The following is a 301-nucleotide window of genomic DNA, read 5'->3' as shown; positions in this document are numbered from 1 at the left end:
GGCCTCTAGTAGTGCCTGGTCATCAGGTCGAGAACGGTTTAGGGCTTCTCGGCTCCCTAATTCCTCAACCAGCTGCTCGATCGAGCGATAATTAGCATTAGCAGACCTTTTAGGACTAATCTTTCGGGCTAATTCTGCCAAATAAGGGATTACCAGATCAGTATCCCTATCAATTCCTCGATAAAAATCAATCATTGAACAAATTTATCATAAACCACCTTCAGGTCGGACAGGTCATCTTCGACAAAATAGCTTTCGCTATCAACTTCAGTATTTATTCGGTAACGATTAATCATTTGAC

The 301-nt window shown here is 41.9% G+C and carries 1 protein-coding gene; it reads right to left on the bottom strand.

All coding sequences use genetic code 11. The annotated features are described in order from the left end of the window. On the bottom strand, positions 1–195 hold a 195-nt coding region (locus FH871_RS35540; RefSeq protein WP_212768445.1), incomplete at its 3' end, for a hypothetical protein. Positions 196–301 lie beyond the last annotated feature (106 nt).

It is taken from the genome of Larkinella sp. C7 (assembly GCF_006149005.1).
Lineage (GTDB): Bacteria > Bacteroidota > Bacteroidia > Cytophagales > Spirosomataceae > Larkinella.
The sequence above is the reverse complement of the archived record's forward strand: the minus strand, read 5'-3'. Positions and strand labels throughout refer to the sequence as shown.